The sequence below is a fragment of the Coprococcus sp. AM14-16 genome, from assembly GCF_003434675.1.
Lineage (GTDB): Bacteria > Bacillota > Clostridia > Lachnospirales > Lachnospiraceae > Coprococcus > Coprococcus aceti.
In genome coordinates this window covers 712,708-729,345 of record NZ_QTLL01000002.1, presented here as the reverse complement: position 1 = coordinate 729,345, position 16,638 = coordinate 712,708, and the positions used below count along the sequence as shown (strand labels likewise).

General features: G+C 46.8%; 17 protein-coding genes. 1 reads left to right on the top strand and 16 read right to left on the bottom strand.

What is annotated here, in order from left to right; genetic code table 11:
- Positions 1–367 precede the first annotated feature (367 nt).
- The 9 genes from atpC to DW159_RS09185 all read right to left on the bottom strand — a co-directional run bounded on the left by atpC (position 368) and on the right by DW159_RS09185 (position 7,333).
- Positions 368–772: an ATP synthase F1 subunit epsilon gene (gene atpC, locus DW159_RS09225; RefSeq protein WP_117550214.1), complete on the bottom strand. Its 405-nt coding sequence runs from the start codon at positions 770–772 to the stop codon at positions 368–370.
- Positions 773–785: 13 nt separating this feature from the next.
- Positions 786–2,174, bottom strand: coding sequence for a F0F1 ATP synthase subunit beta (atpD, locus tag DW159_RS09220; protein ID WP_022216970.1), 1,389 nt, complete (start codon positions 2,172–2,174; stop codon positions 786–788).
- A gap of 37 nt (positions 2,175–2,211) precedes the next feature.
- The gene (gene atpG / locus DW159_RS09215; protein WP_117550212.1) at positions 2,212–3,096 is read right to left on the bottom strand and encodes an ATP synthase F1 subunit gamma; all 885 of its coding nucleotides are present in this window, start codon (positions 3,094–3,096) and stop codon (positions 2,212–2,214) included.
- Between the two features lie 41 nt (positions 3,097–3,137).
- Positions 3,138–4,640 (bottom strand): F0F1 ATP synthase subunit alpha, encoded by a 1,503-nt coding sequence (gene atpA / locus DW159_RS09210; protein ID WP_022216972.1) that lies wholly within the window; start codon positions 4,638–4,640, stop codon positions 3,138–3,140.
- A gap of 4 nt (positions 4,641–4,644) precedes the next feature.
- Positions 4,645–5,160, bottom strand: coding sequence for an ATP synthase F1 subunit delta (gene atpH / locus DW159_RS09205; protein ID WP_117550210.1), 516 nt, complete (start codon positions 5,158–5,160; stop codon positions 4,645–4,647).
- Positions 5,141–5,647, bottom strand: coding sequence for a F0F1 ATP synthase subunit B (atpF, locus tag DW159_RS09200; RefSeq protein WP_117550208.1), 507 nt, complete (start codon positions 5,645–5,647; stop codon positions 5,141–5,143). The genes atpH and atpF overlap by 20 nt, the downstream gene beginning before the upstream one ends.
- Before the next feature lie 103 nt (positions 5,648–5,750).
- Positions 5,751–5,975 (bottom strand): ATP synthase F0 subunit C, encoded by a 225-nt coding sequence (gene atpE, locus DW159_RS09195; protein ID WP_004852001.1) that lies wholly within the window; start codon positions 5,973–5,975, stop codon positions 5,751–5,753.
- Between the two features lie 44 nt (positions 5,976–6,019).
- On the bottom strand, positions 6,020–6,697 hold the full coding sequence (locus tag DW159_RS09190; protein WP_071849465.1) for a F0F1 ATP synthase subunit A: 678 nt from the start codon (positions 6,695–6,697) through the stop codon (positions 6,020–6,022).
- Positions 6,698–6,859: 162 nt separating this feature from the next.
- Complete coding sequence (locus DW159_RS09185) at positions 6,860–7,333, bottom strand: HAD domain-containing protein (protein ID WP_117550206.1); 474 nt, start codon at positions 7,331–7,333, stop codon at positions 6,860–6,862.
- A 682-nt stretch (positions 7,334–8,015) separates the two neighbouring features.
- Here DW159_RS09185 and DW159_RS09175 point away from each other — a divergent pair.
- On the top strand, positions 8,016–8,762 hold the full coding sequence (locus DW159_RS09175; RefSeq protein ID WP_117550203.1) for a helix-turn-helix domain-containing protein: 747 nt from the start codon (positions 8,016–8,018) through the stop codon (positions 8,760–8,762).
- A gap of 37 nt (positions 8,763–8,799) precedes the next feature.
- On the opposite strand, the gene DW159_RS09170 is transcribed toward DW159_RS09175, so the two are convergent.
- The 7 genes from DW159_RS09170 to DW159_RS09140 all read right to left on the bottom strand — a co-directional run bounded on the left by DW159_RS09170 (position 8,800) and on the right by DW159_RS09140 (position 16,626).
- On the bottom strand, positions 8,800–9,690 hold the full coding sequence (locus DW159_RS09170; RefSeq protein WP_117550201.1) for a Precorrin-6B methylase 2: 891 nt from the start codon (positions 9,688–9,690) through the stop codon (positions 8,800–8,802).
- Positions 9,691–9,806: 116 nt separating this feature from the next.
- Positions 9,807–10,571, bottom strand: a complete 765-nt coding sequence (locus tag DW159_RS09165; protein ID WP_117550200.1) for a DeoR/GlpR family DNA-binding transcription regulator — start codon at positions 10,569–10,571, stop codon at positions 9,807–9,809.
- Between the two features lie 91 nt (positions 10,572–10,662).
- Complete coding sequence (locus DW159_RS09160; protein WP_158547597.1) at positions 10,663–11,898, bottom strand: M20 family metallopeptidase; 1,236 nt, start codon at positions 11,896–11,898, stop codon at positions 10,663–10,665.
- A gap of 51 nt (positions 11,899–11,949) precedes the next feature.
- Positions 11,950–12,879 carry a choline kinase family protein gene (locus tag DW159_RS09155; RefSeq protein WP_055145103.1) on the bottom strand — a complete coding sequence of 310 codons (930 nt, stop codon included), beginning with the start codon at positions 12,877–12,879 and terminating at the stop codon, positions 11,950–11,952.
- Positions 12,880–12,895: 16 nt separating this feature from the next.
- The gene (locus DW159_RS09150; protein WP_117550196.1) at positions 12,896–14,590 is read right to left on the bottom strand and encodes an ammonium transporter; all 1,695 of its coding nucleotides are present in this window, start codon (positions 14,588–14,590) and stop codon (positions 12,896–12,898) included.
- Positions 14,591–14,612: 22 nt separating this feature from the next.
- Entirely contained in the window at positions 14,613–15,596 is a 984-nt protein-coding gene (locus DW159_RS09145) for an ABC transporter ATP-binding protein (protein ID WP_015534632.1), read from the bottom strand.
- A gap of 4 nt (positions 15,597–15,600) precedes the next feature.
- Entirely contained in the window at positions 15,601–16,626 is a 1,026-nt protein-coding gene (locus DW159_RS09140; protein ID WP_015534631.1) for an ABC transporter ATP-binding protein, read from the bottom strand.
- Positions 16,627–16,638 lie beyond the last annotated feature (12 nt).

Sequence of the window (16,638 nt, the reverse complement as noted above, 5' to 3'; positions counted from 1 at the left end):
CTTCGTCCCGCTGACGTTCTCGACTGACGGGATTCTTCTAGACTCGAAGTCCCGCGCTGACGCGCTCTGTCTTCGTCCCGCTGCACTTTCGACTGACGGGATTCTTCTAGACTCGAAGTCCCGCGCTAACGCGCTCTGTCTTCGTCCCGCTGACGTTCTCGACTGACGGGATTCTTCTAGACTCGAAGTCCCGCGCTGACGCGCTCTGTCTTCGTCCCGCTGCACTTTCGACTGACGGGATTCTTCTAGACTCGAAGTCCCGCGCTGACGCGCTCTATGTTCGGCTTACGCCGAACGACTTCTCGTTAAAACCGCTTGAAACCCCCAAATGCCTGCAAGCAGGCGCTTGGGGTTTCTGCGCTGGGTTTTATATCTTCTCTGTCACTCTGAGTCTTGTGAGTGCACGGGCAAGTGATGCCTCGCTCTGCTTGTATTCCTTCAGACTCTCTTTCTGTCTGAGTCTCTCTTCCGCTCTGATCTTTGCCTCCTTGGCTCTGACCCTGTCGATATCCTCCGGCTTCTCTGCGGAATCCACGATAAGGACAACTCGGTTATTTACTATCTGAACAAAGCCCTCACCGACAACACCGACTACCTGCTCACCCTTGCTGGTGGTAATCCTGATCTCGCCTATGCTGGTGGCTATGACCATGTTCTCGTGATGTGCAAGAACCGCTTTCTCTCCATCTTCAAGTGGAAGAATGATCTTCTCTACTCGGCCTTCGAAGAATATCTTATTGCTGGAAATAACTCTCAGATAAAATGTATTCATCTACGCACTTCCTTTACTGACCTTTCTCGGCCTTTTCCTTTACTTCCTCTATAGTACCTACATTGAAGAATGCCCACTCAGGATACTCGTCCATCTCACCGTCAACGATCATCTTGAAGCCCTTGATCGTATCCTTGAGACTTACATACTTTCCAGGAATACCTGTGAAGTTCTCAGCAACATGGAATGGCTGTGACAGGAATCTCTGAACCTTTCTGGCTCTGGTAACTGTAAGCTTATCCTCATCTGACAGCTCCTCCATACCGAGGATTGCGATGATATCCTGCAGCTCCTTGTACTTCTGAAGTATCTCCTGTACACGTCTTGCAACATTATAATGCTCCTCGCCGACTATATCAGCCTCAAGAATTCGTGAGCTTGACTCCAGCGGATCTACTGCCGGATAGATACCCTGCTCAACGATCTTTCTTGAAAGAACTGTATTTGCATCCAGATGCGCAAATGTTGTGGCTGGGGCAGGATCTGTAAGGTCATCGGCTGGCACATATACGGCCTGGACTGACGTGACTGATCCTTCCTTGGTAGAAGCGATTCGCTCCTGAAGCTCACCCATCTCATTTGCAAGTGTTGGCTGATAACCAACGGCTGATGGCATACGTCCAAGAAGTGATGAAACCTCTGAACCTGCCTGTGTAAATCTGAATATATTGTCGATGAACAGAAGCACATCCTGATGATTTACATCACGGAAATACTCTGCCATTGTAAGTCCTGTCTCTGCAACTCTCATTCTGGCTCCAGGTGGCTCATTCATCTGTCCGAACACCAGGGCGGTCTTGTCGATAACGCCTGACTCGCTCATCTCTGTCCACAGATCATTTCCCTCTCTTGAACGCTCTCCAACACCGGTGAATATTGAGTATCCACCATGTACGGATGCGATATTCTGGATAAGCTCCTGGATAAGGACTGTCTTACCAACTCCGGCACCGCCGAACAGACCGATCTTACCACCCTTTGAGTAAGGTGCAAGAAGATCTATGACCTTGATACCTGTCTCAAGTATCTCAATGACAGGACTCTGATTCTCAAATGTTGGCGGCTCTCTGTGGATTACCCAGTGCTCTGTGTCTGAGAGATCCTCCTTGCCATCTATTGTCTCACCAAGCACGTTGAACAGACGTCCAAGTGTCTGATTTCCTACTGGAACTTTGATTCCTGATCCGGTCGCAACGACTTCCATATCTCTTGAAAGTCCCTCGCTGGCGGACAGCATGATACATCTTACTGTATTATTTCCTACGTGCTGTGCTACTTCCATAACACATTTTTTTCCATGATTATCTACTTCAAGAGCATCCTTGATGTATGGCAGATCGTTGTCTGGAAATTCTACGTCTACGACAGGTCCCATGACCTGTACTATCTTACCATTTTTCAAAACATCAGACCTCCTTTACAATTATTTATTGAGCTTATTAGCTCCTGTCTCTCTGAGCTCTGGCGCCGCCCGCGATCTCTGTGATCTCCTGCGTTATGGCTGCCTGCCTTGCTCTGTTGTATTTGATATTGAGATCATCCAGCATCTCCTTGGCACTCTTTGTGGCTGAGTCCATCGCCATCATTCGGCTGTTCTGCTCACTGCAGAAGGACTCTACCAGAGCGCCGTATATATATCCCATGACACAGTTTGGTACGATTCGGTCAAGCACTGCCTTCGGTGAAGGCTCCATGGTAATCTCCTCGTGGAACACATCCGCAGGAACGCCTGCGAAGTCAGTCCTCTTCATAGGGAGGAGCTGTATCATCTGCGGTTCAACGACCACACTGCTCTTCATGTTGGTATATATGATGTATACCTCATCTATATCGCCATTCTCATAGTTCTCAAGCATCTTGTCCGCTATGACTCTGGCTCTGTGAAGACTAGGATTCTGCGCTGTATACTGGAAATGTATATCTATAGGCACTCCCTTCTTGGCGAAGTAGTGTCTTCCCACCTGGCCGACTACATACAGCTCACTGTTTGGGTGGGTTGCAAGCTCCTGCTCAGCGATCTTGATTACATTGTGGTTGTAGGCACCAGCCATACCTTTGTCGGCGGTAATGACCAGATAACCTCGCCTTCTGTCCTCTTCCTTGATTTCCTCTCTGCTGTCGAAGTACAGATGCTCCATCTCAGGAACATGTCTGAGCATTCTGGCAAGAGCAACCTGGAGTGTGTAGAAGTAAGGCTCCGTGTTCTCAAGATCTGTCCTCGCCTTTTTCAGCTTGGACGATGAGATCATATACATTGCATTGGTGATCTTCTGAGTATCCTTGATACTCTTTATTCTATTCTGGATTTCTTTGGTATTTGCCAATCAAATCACCTCTCAACGAATCTTCTGATTTCTCCTGAAATCTATCTCTCGATAAACTCCTTAGCAGCTGCGACTATCTTGTCCTTCAGCTCATCGGTAAGCACCTGCTTCTCCTCGATCTCATCCACGATATCCTTGTGGGCACTGTGGAAGTATTCAAGCATCTCAAGTTTCTTCTTCTTGACCTCTGAAACCTCTACCGGAAGGAATACCTTATTGGTAGCTGCTACCAGGATGATAACCTCCTCTGCCATTGACAGCGGATTGCACAAAGGCTGCTTTAAAAGCTCCATAAGTCCCTTGCCGTACTGCAGCTGCTCCTTGGTGTTCTCATCCAGATCTGAACTGAACTGTGTGAACACCTCCATCTCTCTGTACTGTGCCAGATCGATACGGATACTTCCTGCGGCCTTCTTCATCGCCTTTGTCTGCGCTGCACCACCAACTCGTGATACCGACAGACCGACGTTGACAGCAGGTCTCATACCTGAGAAGAACAGATCGCTCTCGAGGAATATCTGTCCATCTGTGATAGATATAACATTTGTAGGTATATAAGCAGATACATCGCCTGCCTGTGTCTCGATAATAGGAAGGGCTGTGATGGAGCCTCCGCCCAGCTCATCCTTAAGCTTACTTGATCTCTCAAGAAGTCTTGAATGGAGATAGAATACATCTCCAGGATATGCCTCACGTCCTGGTGAACGTCCGAGAAGCAGTGACAATGTTCTGTAAGCAACAGCGTGCTTTGACAGATCATCGTACACGATCAGCACATCCTTGCCCTTATGCATGAAATACTCAGCGATCGCTGTACCTGAATAAGGCGCAATATACTGAAGTGGTGCTGAATCACTTGCTGTAGATGCAACGACTATCGTGTAGTCCATGGCATCATATTTGTTCAGGTTATTTACAACCTTGGCTATTGTTGAAGCCTTCTGGCCTATAGCCACATATACACAGATGACATCCTTGCCCTTCTGATTCAGAATGGTATCTATCGCTATGGATGTCTTACCTGTCTGTCTGTCTCCTATGATCAGCTCTCTCTGTCCTCTTCCGATTGGGAACATGGCATCTATCGAGAGGATTCCTGTCTGAAGCGGCTGGTTGACCGACTTACGATCAACTATGCTTGGAGCCGGATTCTCTATTGGACGATAATCCGTTGACTCTATGCTGCCCTTTCCATCTATAGGTGCTCCAAGGGCATCAACTATACGTCCGATAAATGCATCGCCTACAGGGATGCCTGCACGCTTTCCCGTTCTGCTGACCTTTGTTCCTTCTTTGATTCCTGTATCACGACCGAACAGAATACATCCTATCTCTGTTCTTCTGATATCCTGAACCATACCTTTGACACCATTCTCAAAAACAACGATCTCGCCGTACATGGCATTGTCTATACCGTATACGGTTACGATTCCATCACCTACATAGATGACCTTACCGACTTCTTTGTCCCTGGAGTCAAAATCATAATTCTCTATCTCTTCTTTGAGTATAGAAATAATATCCTCTGAACTAATTGAACTCAATTTATCACCTCATAACCAGTTTCTGTCTAAGGGATTTGTACCTGCCCAGAATGCTTCTGTCGTACTCGCGGTCTCCCGTTCTTATGACAAATCCACCTATCAATTCTTTTTTCTCCACCATGGAAAGCTGTACCGCCTTGCTTCCGTACTCTTTCATAAGGAAGTTCTCGATACCTACCTTCTGCTTATCAGTTGGCGGTGTAACATAATAGAGAGTTGCCGAAAGGATATCCTGCCGCTCTCTGGCATACTTCTCATACTCGTCAAATATGTCATGTATCATGTCAAATCCATCGTTGTCACACAGAGTCTTCATGAAATTCACCAGATCCTTGTTGCCAAATCTGTCAAATACCCTGTCAACGACCTTGCGCTTGTCTGCATGGCTGACCACCGGATCTGCCAGCGCATATACCAGCTCCGGACTACCATCCACAAGCGCCTTTATCTCCTCCACCATGTCCTGACTGATTCCAAGCTGATAGAGGACAATTCCGTAATTAATTGCCTTCTGTGTCACCTGAATCACCTACTTCATTCAAAAACTCGTCATACATGGCAGCTCCTGCTGATTCCGCATCACCTTCACCGCCCACGATCTTGCCGGCTGCTACCATGGCAAGCTCTGCGATCTGTGACTGCATATCAGAAAGTGCCTTGTTCTGCTTGATCTCTATGGTCTTCTCCGCATCCTTTATCATTTTGACTGACTTTGCATCAGCCTGATCTATGATACGGCTGTACTCATTCTGGGCCTCCACACGGGATTTCTCACGGAGATCCCTGCACTCAGCATCAACCCCTGCAAGGGTATCCTCATACTGAGACTTGAGTTTCATTGCTTCAGCCTTCTGATTGTTGGCATCCGATATGGTGCCAGCGATCATATCTTCTCTCTTCTTGATGACATCGTTGAGCGGTCCTATCAAGAACTTCTTCAAAAGAAGAAACAGAACTATTAAGTTGATAATGGTGAATGCTATTGTAGAAAATTCTATATCAATCATATAGCCACTCCTATCTTTCTGTTTCTATTATCCGCATCTCTTCTGCAATTCCAGATTTCTATTAGATATTTCTATTAAAATATCCATCTGACCAAAAATCTGATTACTTAAGAAGAATGATTGCAAGAAGTCCGATTACGAAACCGTAGATAGCTGTTGCCTCTGCAAGGGCACAACCGATGATAAGAAGCTTTGTGATCTTTCCGTCTGCCTCCGGCTGTCTAGCTACAGCCTCAACTGCCTTTGATGTTGCAAGACCAATTCCAAGTCCTGCGCCAAGTCCTACTAATGCTGCTATACCTGCTCCAATTGCTAATAATCCGTTCATATCATTTTCTCCTTCTTATTTTCATTTTTAAAATCAGATAATCTTTACTCCATCGCTTCCTGCATGTAAAGCGTAGTCAGGAAAGTAAATACAAATGCCTGTAAAAATCCATCAAAGAAATCAAAGTACAGGCTGAGTGGGATAGGGACAATGAGTGGAACTACTGCCTCTATCAGCTTCATGATGACGAATGCTCCGAGAACATTACCAAAAAGTCGCATACACAGCGACAGCGGCTTGATGACAAGCTCAAGTACATTAAGCGGTGCAACTATTGCTACCGGCTCTGCAAAACTCTTGACCCAGCCTTTTGTCCCCTTTCCTCGTATTCCTGCCACCTGTACGAGTATGATACTCATGATGGCCAGTGAGGCTGTCACATTCAGATCCTTTGTCGGTGGTTTAAAGCCAAATACACCCATGATGTTGGCCATGCCGATGTACAGAATAACCGTTATCAGATACGGAACATACTTCATGCCCGCCTCTCCGATAACACCTTTGAACAGGTTGTTAAAAGTAGTTATTATGGTCTCCAACACAAGCTGTTTCTTACCCGGATTCTCAACTTTTAGATTCCTTACAAGGATAATCGACAACAGCACAAGCACTGCCATAATGATCCATGTTACCACCACAGATTCTGTTACCGGTATTCCACCAAATATTGGTATTGTAAATACTGTTTTGCATTGGAGTTCATTGGATAACTCTTCTGCCAGATCCGTAAGACATCACTTCCTTTCACACTGTTTTCTATCAGGTGTTTGCGAAAATTCAAATATCCTAGTGTCTGAGCTGCTTTAGCATACCCATCAGGCACATTCTCAATTACTTATTTCGCAACCACCTATATGTCAAAACACTATTTCTTCTCTCATTTATTATTTGTTTATTATAGAAATAGCATTCCTGGCATCTGCCTCAGACAGCCCCACAAGTACGTTCTCTGTGTTGATCCAGTGAGAATCGAGTTCATGAGCCTCCCAGTCCATATCCATATCATCCAGTATGACATATCCCTCTACGGAATTCGCAGTCACATAATCCTTGACTGCACAGGCTCTGGTATAATCTCCATACTTGCTTCTGAGCTCATCCCCTGAAGAAGTTGCCCCATATACTTCCATTCCAGCATCGGCAAGTCTGCCTATCAGTTCTCTTACATGAGCTTTACTGACATCCTTATCAATCACCTGTTTTCTCCAGTCACTTGTCATGACCAGCTTAGCATGTGTGGCATCAACTATCATTTTAAGATTCGCCACATTCTTTGGATTGATAAACTCCCCTTGTTTATCACACAGGAATTTTTCCGAATTCAGTACGCCGTCTACATCAAAAAATACTACATTCATACGGTCATACTCCCCTATCTTTTTTTCTAAAAAGCTACTCTCGCTCCTTGCTTGCGTATTTTATCACCATTCAAAACAAATTTAAAGTCATATATTTGCCCTTATAGTCAAATTTTAATCATTTTTTATTTTTGTATTATTTTTCGTAACAAAAACAGTTTTTTGTCACAGTTTTCCCAAGAAACCCGCATAAAATCTAACATATCGCCAGTTTATACTTTTTTTATAATTTTAACATTTCGTTTATAATTAGCTTTTCTTCCAAATCATCAAAGTAAAATTCGCCACTCCCATCACCCTTCCGCCAGAAACAGGCTGGGTATTCTTCCGCGGCTGTATATCATCTGCTATACCCGCCCCGCGGAAGAATACCCAGCCGTCCTTCGCCCCCCCCCACGAAAAAAGGCTATCTCGTGTTCGACGCCCTAACGCTCGACACGTGATAGCCTTGTTCCCTCTGCCGTAATCCGTCACCCCCATTGTGACAGACTATTGTAGAAAATGACCCCCTTGTCATCTCTCGATGTAACAGATAAATTCATTATATCATATTTAATTTCATATTAAAGAGCAGTTCATACACTTTTCTGCGCACACACAAATCGCAAAAGTGTATATTCTTACACTTTTCAACTGGACAAGCCTGTTTCTTCTATTATATAATGTTACTGAGGTGAATTACATGCAGCAACAATACGATATAGGGAAAAGACTCAGGGAAGTCATGGCTGAACGCGGGGTTACGATCAGTCAGTTAGCTGAGATGACAGATGTCTCTGAGGATACGATAAAAGCCATCAGGAGCGGCAAGACCAAGAGCCCGGGAATACAGCTTATGATATCCATCGCAGACGCACTTGGATGTACCATGGATGGATTTCTCCACAGGCGCAGCCTTACGGACGAGGAATTGTATCTCCTGCAAAAATACAGAACACTCAACATCCACGGCAAGCGGATGGTCATGCTAATGGCGGACTCCGAAGATCACATGCAGAAGAAGCTTCCTTCAGCGGATGCGTACTGCGCCAAAACGCGCAGGATTCCGTGTATTTCCTCAACTCACACGCTTGCTTCCAATTCAGACTACTCAACACACGCGACAGAATTTATAGAGATACCCGCCGATTATTTTCCAAAGGCAGATTATTGTCTGAGGCTCACGACCAATATGCTCCATCCTATCTATATTAAGGATGATATTATAGCCGTGGAACAAAACTTTCCTCATTTCGGAGATATTGCGTTATTCCTGAACGAGAATGGAGTCGAGATGATCAGAAAATATACAGAAAAAGATGGCTCACCATACCTTGAAGCTGTCAGCAGATGTGATAGATCCCTGTATCTCACAAGTGATATCATTTGTCTGGGAACGATCCTCGGAATCGTCCGTCTGGAAGACACAAGAAAACCGCCTATTACATAAAGGCGGTTTTTCTTATATATAAATATTATGATGTCGATTACTCTGCTCCACCGGTGATAAGCCATGGTGACGGCTGGGTAACGAACATGTTGTCCTTGTTGGTTTTGGATACAGATATCTGAATAGCCTCCATATTCTTTATTCCGAGCTTGTCAAATATGAGCTTTGCCTGTGCAAGTATTCCTAGATCAAGTGTGTATATGACAAACTGCATATTCGGATTGATCTTGAGCAGTCTCTCCATATCTGACTCCAGATAATGATTTGCAACTATGAATGCCAGTCTCGGAACAGGTATGGCTGCCAGAGTCTCCTCGCTCATATCTGGGATTATCTGTACATTATGTACTCCGAACTTGTCAACATTCTCCTCCATGGATCTTCTCGAACCCTCGTCCGGCTCAACGGCTATAATGTTGCCCTCGCTTGCCACGATCGCAGCCTCAATGACTATACTCTCGGCCTGGAGTGCCAGGATGGTGTCATGCGTATCCACATCCAGCAGACTCATGATGACTGCTCTTATCTCCTTGCCGACATAGTGTACTGTTCCAGCCGAGAAGAAATCATTTGCAATTCCGTATCTGACGGATTCCCTTGTCTTCTCGTTCATGATGAATATAACTGTAGGCCCTGTTATCTTCCTGTTCAGCACCTTCTCCAGCTTGTCATGGTGAACCTCGCCGCCGGGCTCCACACCCTCTGCATACCACATGTCATACTCGCCAAAGCCCTTCTCCCAAAGCGTGTACAACAGATCCTCATGACTCTGATCTGCAAATATAAGAACTCTCTTGTGTGTGTCTATAGTCGGAACAACGTTCTTCTGCTTTCCGCATATATTCAGCATCTTTATCTTCTCAGGACTGACCTTCATTATGTCTGCAAAATAGCCAAGCCAACTGAGCATATCCTTGTTCTCGTACATAACCATAACCCTCCTTTAGTTGTCCGTCCAATCTTTTATATAGCATATTTATTATACTATTTTATCGATCTTCTGTACACCCAAAGAGAGGCAAACAGACACTTTTTTGACTGTCATCAACTTACCACGTTCAGCTTGTGATCTCTATACATATTGTATACGGACTCCGGAAGCTTATCGTCGGTTATGATGGTGAATTCCGGCTGGAGATCACTGAGCTTGAAATCTCCCTTTGTCTCGAATTTCGTGCTGTCCGCCAGCAGAAATACCTCGCTAGCATGGCCTATCAGCATGCACTGATTCTCATAGGTCTCCCTTATAAAATCATGTGCGCCATCCTCGACCGAAAGTGCCGAAGGTACTACAAATGCCTTTGAAAAATACAGTTTCTGCATCGCCTCATGTGTCAGGAAGCCATAAAACAACTTCTCCTTCGGGAGATATTCACCGCCCAGCAGGGTTATCCTGTAATTTTCACATTCCGATAATATGGAGAACACCTCCGAGGAATAGGTTATGACGGATAGTGAGTCAAAATTGCGCGCCTTCAGTGCCATGGCGAACAATGACGCCGTGCTGCCTGAATCTATCGCTATGGTGTCTCCATCCTTCACATACTCAAGCGCTTTCCTGGCTATCTGCTCCTTGAGTTCCATATTGGATGTGCCCCTGACATCCATATTCTCAAACCGGTATCTCTTCTTCACAGAAACCGCACCGCCGTGTACCCTCGTGAGCATGTTGTTATTTTCAAGATCCTCAAGATCACGTCTCACCGTCTCGGTCGACACGCCCAGCAGCTCAACCAGTCTGGCAACAGTAACCGAATGATTAAGATTTACCTGATCCAATATTATCTGTTTACGCTGATCTGCTAACATCTGTCCCCTCCCTTACTTCCTTATAAACTGAGCCCTATGTTTTCTAACCTGCAACATGATTGTATCAGAATAAGCGGTGCCGTGTAAACCTTTATTCCGGCATATCCAGTCCATACAGCCTGCAGAGAACCGCAGTATATCCCTCTATACAGTCGAGGATCCTGTCGATCTCCACATGCTCCTGTGCCTGATGCGCCTGACTCATCATCGCACCCGAATATCCTATAGTCGGTATGTTGTATTTGCCGCATATAACGCTTCCGTCGGTTCCAAACTGCCAGTATATCTTCTCAACATCCTGACCAAGCTCCTTAAGCGTCCTGTATGTCAGCTCGACATACTCATTATCCTTGCCGGTCACCCACGCCGGATGCTGCTTTGCCGCCTCCGCCTCATAACCGGTGTAACACGTCCTCTTATTCATTCTCGGATGAACGACAGCTCTGAGCTCAGGATCATTTTTCTTCTGCTCATCCAGGAATTTCTGAACCCTGCTCACCGTATCCTCTATGGTCATAGGTGGCACATATCTCTGATCCACTGTGATCTCACAATAGTCCGGCACACAGGAATACTTCTGTCCCGGTGTTACCACCACATCAGTGATGACCATGGACGTCTTACCCATCTCATGTACGAGCGGTTCCCTGCCAAAGTTATGCATGATCGCATCCATTATAGGGAGAGCTTTCTCAACAGCATTTATGCCCTCCTGCGGAGCAGACGAGTGCGCCACCTTACCGTACACCTCTATGACAAGCTCGATCTTGCCTCGCTGTCCGATGGCAAGATTGCCGTCTGACGGCTCCCCCAGATAGCACAGGTCAACATCAAGGCCGTGCTCCGGAAGAGTGTGCTCCATAAGATAAATCGTTCCGATACTCTCCGCCGGCTCCTCATGGACGACTGCAGCAAATATAAGATTGCCCGATATCTTCGCCCCGGCATCCACCAGCTTTTTGATCTCCATAAATGCAAAGAATTCCGAAGTCAGGCCAGCAAGCATATCGCTTATGCCTCTGCCGTATAACTTTCCATCCTCCACCTTCGGCTCAAATGGCGAATACGGACTCCATGCATCTATGCTTCCCTCAGGCACAACATCCATATGTCCAGTCAGAAGCACGTTTGGACCGTCACCCTCTCCGCGGATGACTCCGACCACGTTGCCGCACTCATCGCGGAAATGCTCAATACCAAGCTCCTCCATGGCCTGCATAAACACCTCCGAGGTGGCTCTCTCCTCCCCGGAATATGCCTGTGCGCGTATATTCTTACTGACAAATTCTACCCATGAATCTTCCATATTCTTATAATAATCTTTCATGATATACATCTCCCTTTCCTGAACCGGTTTCATAATACGATCTGCTGATCATCAACTGATACGGGTACTCTTCTCCCTCGCAACGTCGAGCCAGTAATCCAGCCTTGAATCGAGCCAGAAATGCTGCAGTCTCGCCATCTTCTGTCCATACCAGTTCATGTAATCAAACTCCACGTTGGAGCTGGCCGCCTGATACAGTGCCCAATACGCCCACTTGATATCGCAGGCTATCTTGTTCAGCTTCATTCTGGCAAATGCTCTCTCATCAACCTTGCCTCCGCCGTATATCTTCATCATCTCCACGTCCATATCCTCGGTGAAATAGTTCACAGCAGATATCAGACCCAGATCCACATAAGGATCATTCATGGACGCATACTCATAATCTATGATCTTCAGATCATTTGTCTCCTCGTTGTACATCAGGTTGTTTGTCCAGAAATCATTGTGGCACGGACACAGCTCCTCACTGCCCGCCAGTGCCTTCTCAATAGCAGAGAGCAGATACTCCATCTTGTCATTAAACGGTGATATATAGCCGCCCTTCTTCGCCCTTGCGTTCATATCCCACGCCTGTTCAAATATGCTCTGCTTCAGGTTCAGCGGCTTTGTCTCGAGATGGTGGAAGTCCCTGATCCTCTCGAATATCGACTGGAATATATCTTTGTCATACACATCGCCAAATGTCACCTGGCGGTAGCCGTCAAGCCACTGGAATATCTCAACACCTGTATCCTCGAAATAATAATAGACTCTTGGGCCTGCCTTGCTCTCGTCCGCGATCACATTTGCCTCGTGGCATACTTCACGGTTTATGTAATCCGTGCCGGCTCCCGGTATCTTGAGGAAGAAATGCTCTCCCTCCACATCCACTTTGAAATTCGGATTCGTTATTCCTCCTGAAACGGGCTTGTAACTGATCTCCTTGCCCTTCCAGTCATCGACCCTTGCGATCGCCTCATCAATTGTTGTCTTGCGCATAAAAAAGCCTCCTCTCCTACTTGCTCTCATCAATCAATGCTTCTCTTCCAACCTCTCCGGTTCTAACCTTCACAACATTTTTCACATCGTATACGAATATCTTGCCATCGCCATAGTTGCCGGAGTACAGCACCTTCTCCGCAGTTTCCACAACCCTGGACACAGGTACAGTGCTGACTATGACCTCGACCTTCACCTTAGGAAGCAGGTTCAGATCCGCATCCGAACTGCGGTAATATTTGTCATTATTTCCCTTCTGTATACCATATCCGGTCACATCCGTGATCGTAACTCCAGTTACATTTATGTCATTCATGGCGTGAAGCAGTGCGTCAAGCTTGTTCTTTCTCGCTATGATGACCACCTTGGATATGTTAAGATTCTCCGCATTTTCTGTGCTGTCAAATGCCTTGCCATCGATCTTAGGCACATTCATCATAGGCGCGCTTATTCCGTCTGAGGACAGCACCTCTGTGTAAGTATTTGAAAATCCGTGCTCACTGATATCCAGTCCATCCATCTCATCCTCAGCCGATACACGAAGGCCGATGGTCTTCTGAACGATCTTGAACAGTAGTGCCGAAGCTGCAAATACATACAGGAACACAACTATTCCGCCAAGGATCTGGATTCCGCACTGATAGCCACCGCCACCGAGCAGCAGTCCCTTTGTCTTTGTGGCGGTTCCATCAGAGAATAATCCAACCGCTACAGTTCCCCACAGGCCTCCGAATCCATGTGCCGCAATGGCTCCCACAGGATCATCTATCTTTACCACGTTCTCTATGAAATGCATTCCCCCAACTACTATCGCTCCGGCCACGATTCCGACCAACACCGCAAGTGGTGTACTTATAACGTCGGCTCCCGCAGTGATAGAAACCAGGCCTGCCAGAGCGCCGTTGAGTGTCATGGCGATATCCGGCTTCTTCTTCCACGCCCAGCTTATGCACATCGCTGAAACTGCTCCAGCCGCAGCGGATAGATTGGTGTTACAGAACACCTTACCAACAAGCGACACCGTATCTCCTGTCAGCGGCAGAACCGAGCTTCCATTGAAACCGAACCAGCCAAACCACAGGATAAATATTCCAAGCACCGAGAGCGGCATGCTGTGTCCCGGTATCTTCTTCGACTTTCCGCTTCTTGAATATTTTCCGATACGCGGGCCGAGCATCCACGCTCCTGCAAATGCAGCGGCACCGCCCACCATATGTACAACTGTGGATCCGGCAAGATCATGGAATCCGAGCTGTGCCAGCCAGCCGTCTCCCCATATCCAGTGTCCCGATATAGGATAGATCACCAGACTTATCATCAGACTGTAGATACAATATGCTGCAAATTTAGTTCTCGCCGCCATGGCACCCGACACGATGGTCGCCGCCGTCGCAGCGAATACTGTCTGAAATATCAGGAATGCCCAGAATGGGATCCCGTCAGGAAGCATGCCGCCTCCATATACCGATTCCATTGCCACGCCCTTGATCTTACCCAGTACAGCTCCGTCGCCGCCATACATAATTCCGAATCCTATCAACCAGAACGTCACCGAACCGATACAATAGTCAACCAGATTCTTCATGGCGATATTTCCTGCATTTTTTACCCTCGTCATGCCGGTCTCAAGCATCGCAAAGCCCGCCTGCATGAAGAAAATGAGTACCGTTCCTACCATAATCCATATCGTACTGACTGCACTATATTCCATCACGATTCCTCCTTAATCTCTGTTATATCTGTCCTGCCTTGTGACAGCGAACCGTATGTCCCGGTGATACCTCTGTCTCCTCCGGGCGCTCCTTCATACAACGTTCATCCGCATATATACAGCGTGTACAGAACGGACATCCCGGCATCGGCTTTGCCGGATCAGGTATATCACCTGGCTTAAGGTCTATGTCAAAGCCCGCATCCTCAAGTCCCTTGCTTATACTCGGAGCCGCCTTGAGCAGAACCTTTGTATATGGGTGCTGCGCATTCTTGTATATCTCGCTGCTCGGTGCACTCTCGACTATCTCTCCGAAATACATGATCTTTATCTGATCCGCGATCTGTCTCACCACAGCCAGATCGTGGGCGATCAGCAGCATGGACAACTTATATTTGTCCTGCAGATCCATCAGCATATTTATGACCTGTGCCTGCAATGACACGTCCAGTGCCGATATAGGCTCATCGGCAAATATGATCTTCGGTGTGACGACCAGACACCGCGCTATGATTATCCTCTGTCTCTGTCCACCGGATAACTGATGCGGATATCTGTCAAGGAACATCGGTGCCATTCCAACCTGTGAAAGTGTGTCCAGAATGATCTTCTCCCTCTCCTCCTTGTCCTTCACTCCATTCAGGATCAATGGCTCCTCAAGTGATTCACGGATACTCATTCTCGGATGCAGCGATCCCAGAGTGTCCTGAAAGATCATCTGTATCTTTGCCTTCATATCGCTCTTTTCCTGGGGCGTCATATCGTCCACGGATTTTCCTTCAAATACGATACTTCCGTCCGTCTTGTCCTCAATTCCCAACAGGACTCTCGTCAGCACCGTCTTGCCACAGCCCGACTCTCCGACGATCGCAAGTGTCTTGCCCTTTTCCAGCTCCAGCGAGACATGGTCGACTATGTTCTTCTGTCCGACAACCTTGTTGAACATTCCCTTTTTCACCGGATACTGCTTCAGCAGATTATCGCAAGATAATACTATATCCTTCATATGATCACCCCAATTCTGTATCTTCGTTAATGTCATAATCCAGTGGGAAATGGCAGGCACACATATGTCCCTCTCCAACCGGTTTCAGTGCCGGCACCTCTTTATGACATATATCTTTCGCATATTCACAACGGGAAGCAAATGGACATCCCTCCGGGACATTTGACATATCCGGCGGGAATCCCGGAATGGATTTCAGTCTCTTCGTCTTACGAGCCTCGAGAAGCGGAACAGAACGGATAAGTCCAACCGTATAAGGATGCTTTGGATTTCTGAGCAGATCCTTCTTGGATGCCGACTCCACGCATCTTCCCGCATACATGACAAATATGTCGTCTGAGAACTGGGACACCACGCCAAAGTCGTGGGTGATTATCATGATGGAGATGCCGGTCTGCTTCTGCACCTCACTGAGGGCTTCGATGATCTCCGCCTGAATGGTGATTCCAAGACTTGTTGTAGGCTCGTCCGCTATGAGCAGATCCGGGTACAATATCATTGACATCGCTATGAATATCCTCTGTCTGAAACCCGCTGAGAACTCACACGGGTATTTCTTTATGACCTCCTCGCCGTTGGTTATTCCGACAAGCTTGAGAACTCTCATTATCTCCTGTTTTGCCTTTTCTGAACCCGATGGGGTATGTGCGTTATAGGCCTCGGCAAGCTGTGCTCCAATTGTCATGTAGGGATTGAACGATGTAGTAGGATCCTGGAATATCATGGAGATCTCATTTCCACGGATGCTCTTCATCTCCTTCTCTGGGAGCTTCAGTATATCCTGACCTTTGAACCTGATCTCGCCGCCTGCTATGTAACCCGGAGATTCCACGATCCTCAGTATCGATCTCGCCGTCACGCTCTTGCCGGAACCACTCTCTCCTATTATTCCAAGCACCTTGCCCTTCCGCAGTGAGAAGTTGACTCCCTCAACTGCTTTCACGACTTTGTGCGGACCGGTCTTGAAATAGGTCTTTAAATCCTTTACCTCAAGGATCACATCTGTATCTTTTTCTGTATTATTATCCATACTGTTATCCTC

Excerpts from the sequence above, each read along its gene's own strand:
- atpC (WP_117550214.1), bottom strand. The coding sequence starts at position 772 with ATGAATACATTTTATCTGAGAGTTATTTCCAGCAATAAGATATTCTTC.
- atpF (WP_117550208.1), bottom strand. The coding sequence starts at position 5,647 with ATGATTGATATAGAATTTTCTACAATAGCATTCACCATTATCAACTTA.
- atpE (WP_004852001.1), bottom strand. The coding sequence starts at position 5,975 with ATGAACGGATTATTAGCAATTGGAGCAGGTATAGCAGCATTAGTAGGA.
- DW159_RS09185 (WP_117550206.1), bottom strand. The coding sequence starts at position 7,333 with ATGAATGTAGTATTTTTTGATGTAGACGGCGTACTGAATTCGGAAAAA.
- DW159_RS09175 (WP_117550203.1), top strand. The coding sequence starts at position 8,016 with ATGCAGCAACAATACGATATAGGGAAAAGACTCAGGGAAGTCATGGCT.
- DW159_RS09170 (WP_117550201.1), bottom strand. The coding sequence starts at position 9,690 with ATGTACGAGAACAAGGATATGCTCAGTTGGCTTGGCTATTTTGCAGAC.
- DW159_RS09165 (WP_117550200.1), bottom strand. The coding sequence starts at position 10,571 with ATGTTAGCAGATCAGCGTAAACAGATAATATTGGATCAGGTAAATCTT.
- DW159_RS09160 (WP_158547597.1), bottom strand. The coding sequence starts at position 11,898 with ATGAAAGATTATTATAAGAATATGGAAGATTCATGGGTAGAATTTGTC.
- DW159_RS09155 (WP_055145103.1), bottom strand. The coding sequence starts at position 12,879 with ATGCGCAAGACAACAATTGATGAGGCGATCGCAAGGGTCGATGACTGG.
- DW159_RS09150 (WP_117550196.1), bottom strand. The coding sequence starts at position 14,590 with ATGGAATATAGTGCAGTCAGTACGATATGGATTATGGTAGGAACGGTA.
- DW159_RS09145 (WP_015534632.1), bottom strand. The coding sequence starts at position 15,596 with ATGAAGGATATAGTATTATCTTGCGATAATCTGCTGAAGCAGTATCCG.
- DW159_RS09140 (WP_015534631.1), bottom strand. The coding sequence starts at position 16,626 with ATGGATAATAATACAGAAAAAGATACAGATGTGATCCTTGAGGTAAAG.